At 52.5% G+C, this 255-nt stretch carries 1 protein-coding gene; it reads left to right on the top strand.

Annotation, left to right across the window (positions count from 1 at the left end):
* Nucleotides 1–255 (top strand): GTP-binding protein (locus ACO0LM_RS28820; RefSeq protein ID WP_423042392.1); only part of this gene is annotated, 255 nt, incomplete at both ends.

Raw genomic sequence — 255 nt, 5'->3', positions numbered from 1 at the left:
TGTTCCTGAACAAGTGCGACATGGTAGATGACGCTGAATTGCTGGAACTGGTTGAAATGGAAGTTCGCGAATTGTTGTCCAAATACGAATTCCCGGGCGACGACCTGCCTATCATTCAAGGTTCCGCCAAACTGGCCCTCGAAGGCGACCAAGGTCCTCTGGGCGAAGAAGCCATCATGAAACTGGCTGACGCTTTGGATACCTACATCCCAACACCAGAACGTGCTGTTGACGGCGCCTTCCTGTTGCCAGTAG

Origin of the sequence: Undibacterium sp. Di26W, from assembly GCF_049340265.1 — a bacterium.
GTDB lineage: Bacteria > Pseudomonadota > Gammaproteobacteria > Burkholderiales > Burkholderiaceae_D > Undibacterium.
This window is presented reverse-complemented; position numbering and strand designations above follow the sequence as displayed.